The 8,305-nt window shown below is 51.9% G+C and carries 9 protein-coding genes; 7 read left to right on the forward strand and 2 right to left on the reverse strand.

What is annotated here, in order from left to right; all coding sequences use genetic code 11:
* Positions 1-75: 75 nt before the first annotated feature.
* Complete coding sequence (locus MK323_02375) at positions 76-654, reverse strand: GNAT family N-acetyltransferase (protein ID MCH2481004.1); 579 nt, start codon at positions 652-654, stop codon at positions 76-78.
* Positions 651-1,859, reverse strand: coding sequence for a flippase-like domain-containing protein (locus MK323_02380; protein ID MCH2481005.1), 1,209 nt, complete (start codon positions 1,857-1,859; stop codon positions 651-653). The genes MK323_02375 and MK323_02380 overlap by 4 nt, the downstream gene beginning before the upstream one ends.
* 255 nt (positions 1,860-2,114) lie before the next feature.
* Here MK323_02380 and MK323_02385 point away from each other — a divergent pair, with 255 nt between their 5' ends.
* From MK323_02385 to MK323_02415, 7 genes are all read left to right on the forward strand, one after another.
* Complete coding sequence (locus tag MK323_02385) at positions 2,115-2,594, forward strand: 4Fe-4S dicluster domain-containing protein (protein ID MCH2481006.1); 480 nt, start codon at positions 2,115-2,117, stop codon at positions 2,592-2,594.
* Between the two features lie 20 nt (positions 2,595-2,614).
* Entirely contained in the window at positions 2,615-4,471 is a 1,857-nt protein-coding gene (locus tag MK323_02390) for an aldehyde ferredoxin oxidoreductase family protein (GenBank protein MCH2481007.1), read from the forward strand.
* Positions 4,472-4,540: 69 nt separating this feature from the next.
* Positions 4,541-5,815: an FAD-dependent oxidoreductase gene (locus MK323_02395; protein ID MCH2481008.1), complete on the forward strand. Its 1,275-nt coding sequence runs from the start codon at positions 4,541-4,543 to the stop codon at positions 5,813-5,815.
* A 30-nt stretch (positions 5,816-5,845) separates the two neighbouring features.
* Positions 5,846-6,097, forward strand: coding sequence for a MoaD/ThiS family protein (locus MK323_02400; protein MCH2481009.1), 252 nt, complete (start codon positions 5,846-5,848; stop codon positions 6,095-6,097).
* Positions 6,098-6,107: 10 nt separating this feature from the next.
* Complete coding sequence (locus tag MK323_02405) at positions 6,108-6,410, forward strand: hypothetical protein (protein ID MCH2481010.1); 303 nt, start codon at positions 6,108-6,110, stop codon at positions 6,408-6,410.
* 15 nt (positions 6,411-6,425) lie between these two features.
* The gene (moaA, locus tag MK323_02410; protein ID MCH2481011.1) at positions 6,426-7,463 is read left to right on the forward strand and encodes a GTP 3',8-cyclase MoaA; all 1,038 of its coding nucleotides are present in this window, start codon (positions 6,426-6,428) and stop codon (positions 7,461-7,463) included.
* 231 nt (positions 7,464-7,694) lie between these two features.
* Entirely contained in the window at positions 7,695-8,081 is a 387-nt protein-coding gene (locus tag MK323_02415; GenBank protein MCH2481012.1) for a pilin, read from the forward strand.
* The last annotated feature ends 224 nt before the right edge of the window (positions 8,082-8,305 follow it).

The following is an 8,305-nucleotide window of genomic DNA, read 5'->3' on the forward strand; positions in this document are numbered from 1 at the left end:
GACCAAGAAAATTGTACAGTCCCGGCTGCGCCGCTGTTCGGGTTTGGTCTGTGGCCCGCACCGGACTAGTCGTGATCACCAGTACGGCTGCGTCCTGGGATCCCGGATAGTGAGGGTGTGCCGCTCATAGATCACAAAACCGGTACGCTGATAAACCGCCAGCGCAGCGGGGTGATCCAGCGTACACGTGTTGACCCAGATCCTGTCTGGACTTTGTGATTGGGCTTCACCTACGGCCCAATACAGGAACCAGGGGCCGAGCTTGCAGCCGATATATTCCGGCAGTAGTCCGAAATACGCGATTTCGACCTCGCCGGGGACACGGCTGTCCAGTTCGACATATCCAGCTGGCGTGCCTTCGACGTAGAGCACGTGGATTGCAACCGCATCGTTTGAAATGATGGCATGGAGATCTGTGTCAGAGATCCCGCGCCGTTCATACCACAACCAGGGTTCGCCGATCTGGCAGTAGAGATAACGATAAAAAGAAACCGTCGGGTTTTTGGCGCGCAGCAGCGTGAGGTTTGAAATCTGCGACGGGATCGCCGGTGCGGGTTGAACCAGTGTGCTGAGATTCAGGTAAGTGACAGTTACCTTAAGTGTTTTGTCAGAGCGGCAAGGTGGCGCCGGTGGCAGCGCAGACGATCGAATCATGGCTTGTTTGCAGGTTGACCGGCATCATCTGAATCAAGAGAGAGGTGGCGCTCGGCCGGGTGTCGTTGACGGTCCACGAGCAGTAGAACACCCCCTGCCAACGACCAAATCATAGTGTGGGTGCGGTGCAGCACCGACAGTGCGACCCCCCGGGTACGCATCATCTGCTCGGCGTCGGCAACTCCGGGTAAAGCAGCAGCACCGAATTTTCCGATCAGCGCGCCGTAAGCAGCCTCGCCGATTCCCCAACCGGCCGGTGCAATCGGAATTGCCTGTGCCACAGCAGCGACCGGTACGATGACGAAATAGTCTGCCAGTGACAGACCAACACCCAGCGCGCGGTCCATTAGGAACACGCTCAGGCAGAATAAGCTGTAGGTCAGGGGGCTGACCAGGATCCACACACCAATACCGCTTAGGTGAGCACGGTACTGCAGCAGCGCGTGGTCGATGTCAGTCGCGACAGTTGCAATTCGTAAAGGCAGCCGCTGGACCAGGGCCTCAAAACGCAGCAGACGTCGCAGTCTTGGGCTCAGTAGCAGCGCCGCCACTGCAACTACACCCAGTGCACAGAGCCAGATGACTCCAGCAAAAAGTGGAAAACGATTGAACACCAACGGCACGGAGAGGCTGCAGACCGTGAGCAAAGATAAGAGCCCAACAATGCGATCGACCACCACCGATACCACGGCGCGGACCTTATCGCCGCTGCAGCGGCGAACGATGAAGACGGCTTTGACAATATCACCGCCGGTCGCGCCGGGCAGCACGTTACTGCAGAAAAGCCCGATCCAGGCGAATCGCTGGGTTTCAAAAAATCCCACCCCCAGTCCATTGGCGCGCATCAGCCACCACCAGCGTGAATTGACGATCACGACAAAGCTGAAAAATGCAGCAGCACCAAGCAGAAACAATGGAACATTGAGATTAGAGAAATAGGTCAGGATACCCGGACTGAGGTTGACGGCGGGCTGACCATCGGTACCGGTCAGTTGAAGGGGTTTCGGAGCAGATTCACCATCCGCGCGAAAAAGAACAGGATCGGTATCCCACGGGCCGATAATCTCGCCGAAGACGGTCTCTTCATGGCCGCCTTCACTGGTGACGATCGTGTAGCTGTCATGCCAGTCTATCGCGACATAGATAACCCCCAGCAAAACGGCAACCACTAGAAATTTCAACGAGATGATAAGGCGTTTATTCATGGGGCTAAATCTTAATAGACTTGCTACAGGTGGTCGCAGCAAGTTCTAGATAAGGGTATAGAGTACGTGGTTCTTCTATGCTCACACGATTGCGGGATGAATTCTAACGGTTGAGCGGTTTCCGTGCGGAGGCCGGTTCGGGCATTAGTCACACGGGTTGAAATTGTGATATGAACGTGTCAAATTGTGGTGATGGTAAGCGTCAGTTTTGGCGCGTAATCTGTAGAATTGAAGCCAGCTAGAGGAGAAGGTGAGATGCTGAAATCGCTCCATATTGACCCGGGCAAATGTACCGGTTGCCTGCAATGTGAGATGGCCTGTTCATTTGAGAATGAAGGTGTGTTCAACCCGGCAAAGTCTCGAATTAAAGTCTTTACTTTTCACCACGAGGGCCGGTTTGTACCCTATACCTGTACCCAGTGTGCCGAAGCGTGGTGTATGCAGGCCTGTCCTGTAGATGCCATTGTGAATAATGCGGTTACGGGTTCAAAGGATGTTCTGGCCGATCGCTGCGTCGGGTGCAAGGTTTGCACGGTAGCTTGTCCTTTTGGAACCATAAACTACGATCAGGACAGTGGTAAGGTCATTAAATGTGATCTTTGCGGGGGTGATCCCGCATGTGCCAAAGCCTGCCCGACAGAAGCGATTACCTATATTAACGCCGATCAGACAGGTCTCGAAAGAATGAGAGCCTGGGCGGCGAAAACAGACAATGCGCCACAGGCAACTGCGTAAGTCTACTCAGGAGAAAAGACATGGCATGGGCTAACAAAGTATTACGGGTCAACCTGAATGAAGGTACCTGCTCAAGTGAACCACTCAATATGGAGTGGGCGAAAGAGTATATCGGCCAGCGAGGTCTCGCGACGCGCTACATGGTAGAAGAAGTCGATCCAACCTGTGATCCGCTAGGTTCAGACAACAAGCTGATTTTTGCAACTGGCCCACTGACCGGAACGATGGCTTCAACGGGTGGCCGATACTCTGTGATTACAAAAGGACCATTGACCGGTGCAATTGCTTGTTCTAATTCAGGCGGTTATCTAGGTGCAGAACTCAAGTTGGCTGGTTGGGACATGGTGATCTTCGAAGGTAAATCGGCTGAGCCAGTCTATCTGTATATTGTGAACGAGTCGGCTGAATTACTTTCGGCCAGTGAGATCTGGGGCAAGTCTGTGTGGGAGACAGACGAGATCTTACATAAGACACACCAGGACACCCGCCTTCGAATTGCGGCCTGCGGCCGTTCTGCTGAGGCAGGTTGTCTCTACGCTGGGATCGTGAATGACTTGCATCGAGCGGCCGGTCGTTCCGGTGTCGGTACCGTGATGGCCTCAAAGAATCTGAAAGCAATCGCTGTCATTGGCACCCAGGGTGTCGGCAATATTAAAGATCCCGCGCGGTTCATGCAGACTACCGCAGAGCAAAAGAAGGTATTGGTTGATCATCCCGTAACAGGCACAGGCCTGCCTACACTGGGTACCCAGGTCCTGATGAATGTCATCAACGAGACGGGCGCATTGCCCACACGCAACATGCGCGAAGTCCAGTTTGAAGGCGCTAATAATATTTCAGGAGAACAGATGCTGGAGCCTCGTGAGAGAGATGGAAAACCAAATTTGACCACTAACGCTGCGTGTTTTGCGTGCACAATTGCCTGTGGCCGAATTTCGACCATTGATCAGGGCCATTTTACAGTTGAAAACAAGCCCCAATACTGGGGTAACTCCGGTGGCTTGGAATATGAGGCAGCCTGGGCATTGGGAGCCGATACTGGTGTAGACGATCTGGATGCGTTGACCTATGCCAACTTCGTGTGCAATGAGGATGGTTTTGATCCGATCTCGTTTGGCGCGACGTTGGCTGCTGCCATGGAACTCTACGATATTGGCGCAATCACCAAAGAAGACACTGGCGGCATGGAACTCAAATTTGGATCTGCCGAAGCGCTGGCCTGGAGTGCTGAAAAGGTAGCGACGGGTGAAGGATTTGGTGCTGATCTGGGCCTAGGTTCGAAACGACTGTGCGAGAAATATGGCCATCCTGACCTGTCGATGACTGTGAAAGGTCAAGAGTTCCCCGCATACGATCCCAGAGCTATTCAGGGTATGGGTCTGACCTATGCAACATCAAATCGGGGCGCGTGTCACTTGCGAAGCTATACAGTGTCATCAGAGATCTTGGGCATACCTGAGAAAACTGATCCCTTGGTCACGGAAGGAAAGGCGGGATTGGTCAAAGCATTTCAGGATGTTACGGCGGCTTGGGATTCAACTGGCCTTTGCCTGTTTACTAGTTTTGCCTGGTCACTAGAGAATGTCGCACCACAATTGGATGCTGCATGTGAAGGTGAGTGGACGGCGGATCGACTGATGGAAACCGGCGAGCGAATTTGGAATCTCGAGCGTGAGTTCAACAATAGAGCCGGTCTGACGTCAGCGGACGATACATTGCCTAAGAGGTTACTGGAGGAGGCTGCTAAGACCGGTCCGGCAGAAGGCAAGGTATGTGGGCTCGACGAAATGCTACCAGAATACTATGAGATGCGTGGTTGGACAAAAGACGGCCAGGTGACGGACGAGACCCGCTCCCGTCTCGCTCTGCCCGGCTAAGCCTTAAAATTTATTGGTAAACCACCAGGGCGGTTATAGCCGCCCTGGTGTTCTTCGCAAGGAGTCACAATGCGTCACGTTATTATCGGTGCGGGTCCTGCGGGCGTAGTCGCGGCCGAAACTCTTCGTGGCCTAGATTCTCAATCAGAAATCCTCCTGATTGGCGATGAGCCAGAGCCACCTTACTCGCGAATGGCGATTCCCTACTGTTTGATCGACATGATCAAAGAGGAGGGAACCTACCTGCGAAAGTCTGAAGGTCATTACGATAAACTTAATGTCGAAGTCATTCAGGATCAGGTTACTGACCTCGACTCGGACAAGCAGAGTCTAACGTTGGCATCAGGTGGCAGTCAGGCTTATGACCGTCTGCTGATCGCGACCGGTTCCCATCCGACGTCACCACCTATTGAGGGTATAGAACTGCCAGGTGTGCACTCGTGCTGGACGTTAGAAGACGCCCGACACATCGCAGATCGTGCAACGCCGGGGTCAAACGTTATGCTCATGGGCGCAGGATTTATCGGTTGCATAATCCTGGAAGCGTTGGCAGCGCGTGAGGTCAACCTCACCGTGGTGGAGTTAGAGAACCGTATGGTGCCGCGCATGATGAACGAGGCATCTGGGGGATTGATTAAACGCTGGTGTGAGAGCAAAGGTGTGCAGGTTCTGACGTCGACCCGAGTGGAAGGAATCAGCACTTCCAATGGTTCTCATTCTCTTGATGTCAGTCTCTCTACTGGTGAAACGTTACAGTCCGACTTAGTCATTTCTGCAACGGGTGTGGCACCGAACGCATCGTTTGTCAAAGGCACCAGTATTGAAGTCGATCACGGCATATTGGTAAACGATCAGTTGCAGACCAGCATTGAAGGCATATTTTCTGCCGGTGATGTTGCCCAGGGTCGTGATTTTTCGACGGGTGAATTCAGTGTTCAAGCGATTCAGCCAACCGCGGTCGAGCATGCCAGAATTGCTGCCATTAATATGTCAGATGGACACGAATCGAAGCATCAAGGCAGTCTGAATCTTAATGTGCTGTCAACCATGGGACTCATCTCGGCATCCTTTGGAGCGTGGGAAGGTGTTGACGGTGGTGATTCGGCTGAGTTGTCTGAGCCCAACGGATATCGTTACCTGAATCTCCAATTCGAAGACGACGTTCTGGTAGGTGCTCACTCGCTTGGATTAACCGCTCAAGTGGGTGTCCTCCGAGGAATGATCTGCAGTAGCCTACACCTGGGTGTATGGAAAGAGCGTTTGATGAGTAATCCGCTCAATCTAGTACAGGCGTACGTTGCGGCGACACAAGGCGTTGGTCTGACGGCCAAAGCTTCAGGGTAGTCAACGAACGTAGATTTAAGGTGTTTAGGTTTGCGGGTCACTTTCAAACTATTCGCAGGTCTTGCTGAGTTTCTACCACCAGACGCGGTTAAAAATGTTGTGATACTTCAGGTACCAGAAGGGACTTCTGTGAGCGCGTTGATAAAGCAGCACCGTCTACCGCCCGAATTGGTTCACTTGGTTCTGGTAAATGGGGTATACCAGGATTCTGCTGTTCGGGATGAGGTCTGCTTACAGGATGGAGATGCTTTGGCTATATGGCCGCCGGTAGCCGGTGGTTAAGTCGCCAGACGTGAGTTCGACGGTAGAGGTGGTACGGCTGTCTCGCGAGATGGGCTACACACACAAGGATTTTTTCAAGTTTTTTGAGCCACTGGCAAAGCAGTGGTTGTGTAATATCTCTACGCTGGGTGTTGACGTGACGTATGATGGAGGTAGAGTGTTAATTCGCCTTGGCTCAGAAGGACAGCGAAAAATTGCATCGATTGTTTTGCCTAAAACCCAAGTCATCTTCGAGTTTCATAATCTAAATCATGAGCAGCAAGAACGTTTTATATACAGATTTGATCTGGTATTTCGCCGCGGGGGCGGTTAATCCGAGATTAGGACAATGACGGAAATTGCACCCTATTCGGCTAAGGATGCACTGGGTCGTACCATCCGCGATCTACGCATCTCGGTTACGGACCGCTGTAATTTTCGTTGTGTGTACTGCATGCCCAAGGAAGTTTTCGGTCCGGGTTATGAATTTGTGCCCAGGGATAAGCTGTTGCGATTGGAGGAGATTGCACGGATTGCAAAGGTATTTGCAGCGTGTGGTGTGAAGAAGGTTCGGATCACAGGCGGCGAGCCGATGATTCGCCGGAATCTGGAACATCTGATCGAAATGATTGCATCGATCGAAGGCATCGATGACATCAGCATGACCACCAACGCGTCACTGATGACCAAAGGCCGCGCTGTCGCGTTAAAAGAGGCAGGTTTGAAGCGTGTTACTGTAAGTCTGGACGCGCTTGATGAGGAAACCTTCAGAACGGTATGTGATGTTGACTTCCCGGTTTCGCGAGTCCTTGAGGGGATCCACAATGCCCAGCAGGCAGGTTTTGAAAATATTAAGGTCAATGCTGTGATCAAGCGTGGGCTTAATGAACACAGTGTTCTGCCGCTGGCTCGCTATTTTCATGGTACTGGTTCAATCTTGCGGTTTATCGAGTATATGGATGTGGGTTCGACCAACAATTGGAAGCTTGATGAGGTTGTGTCAGCCAGTGAACTGGTTGCCACGATTAATCAAGAGATGCCGATCGAACCGCTGTTTCCTAACTACCGGGGTGAAGTCGCAAAGCGTTGGCGCTACGCGGACGGGGGTGGGGAAGTCGGATTTATTACCTCCGTCACCGAGTCTTTCTGTGGGGACTGCTCTAGGGTACGGTTGTCGGCGCTAGGACAGATCTACACCTGTCTGTTTGCCACCGAAGGATACGACATTCGTGATCCGCTTCGCGTGGGTGTCAGCGATCAGGATCTGCTTGAAATCGTACGCAGGCTGTGGGGCAAGCGGGAGGATCGTTACTCTGAGCTCCGGGGACAGATTCCAGTCAACGTTTTTTCACAGCCCAAGGTCGAGATGTCCCATATTGGCGGCTGATTGGTCCGCAAAGCCGATTTTCTGACAGCCCAGTACCTTGTCAGTAAGCGGGTCGATCCTGACAGGCGGGACACTTTTCATTCCTTGGCAGCGTAATGGTCTGCCATTCCATGGCAATGCCGTCTCCCTGTAAGATGCTGATGTAGCACCACTTTTCCATCTCAGTCTTCTATTGGCCACATATATGCCACAAATTATTACAACACTGCGGTTTGGGTTTAAGAAAGCGGGATGAAACGTATTAATTTCGGCTTCACCCTTATAGAGCTGATGATCGTAGTGGCGATCATTGGAATACTGGCGGCTATAGGGATACCGCAATATCAGAACTATGTCGCACGGGCGCAAGTGGCGGAAGCGCTAGCATTAATTGCTCCCGCTAAGCTCGGTGTTGCCGAGTATTACAGTACGAATGGCGAAATGCCTCCAGAAGGATCCAACATCGAAGATATAACAGGTTTAGAAGCTGTAGATCTTGAGGGCTCATATGTTTCCGGTGTAGAGTGGATGAGTGCCGCAAGTCCATTAGACTCAGCAATCGTAGTGGTATTCAAGTCAGACGCACATACCGAACTTGCTTCGACACTTTTCTTAGTGTGGGCACATGTAGCGCTCTAGGAGTCTCGGTATATTTCCAGAAGGAAAACGTCAAAATCACACAAGGAACTCTGAAATCATATAAGTTGATAAATGAAAGTGGTAAAGAGATGGATTTTCAATTCTGTGCAACCTGTGGCAGTACATTACTTTGGGATATTGAATTGCCCCTTGATCTAATTGGTACTTCGGGTGGTGCCCATGATCCGGCTACATTCTGGTATAGCGTTGACCGAGAAGTCTTT

This window comes from Gammaproteobacteria bacterium (assembly GCA_022450155.1).
In the GTDB taxonomy this organism is placed as follows: domain Bacteria; phylum Pseudomonadota; class Gammaproteobacteria; order Arenicellales; family UBA868; genus REDSEA-S09-B13.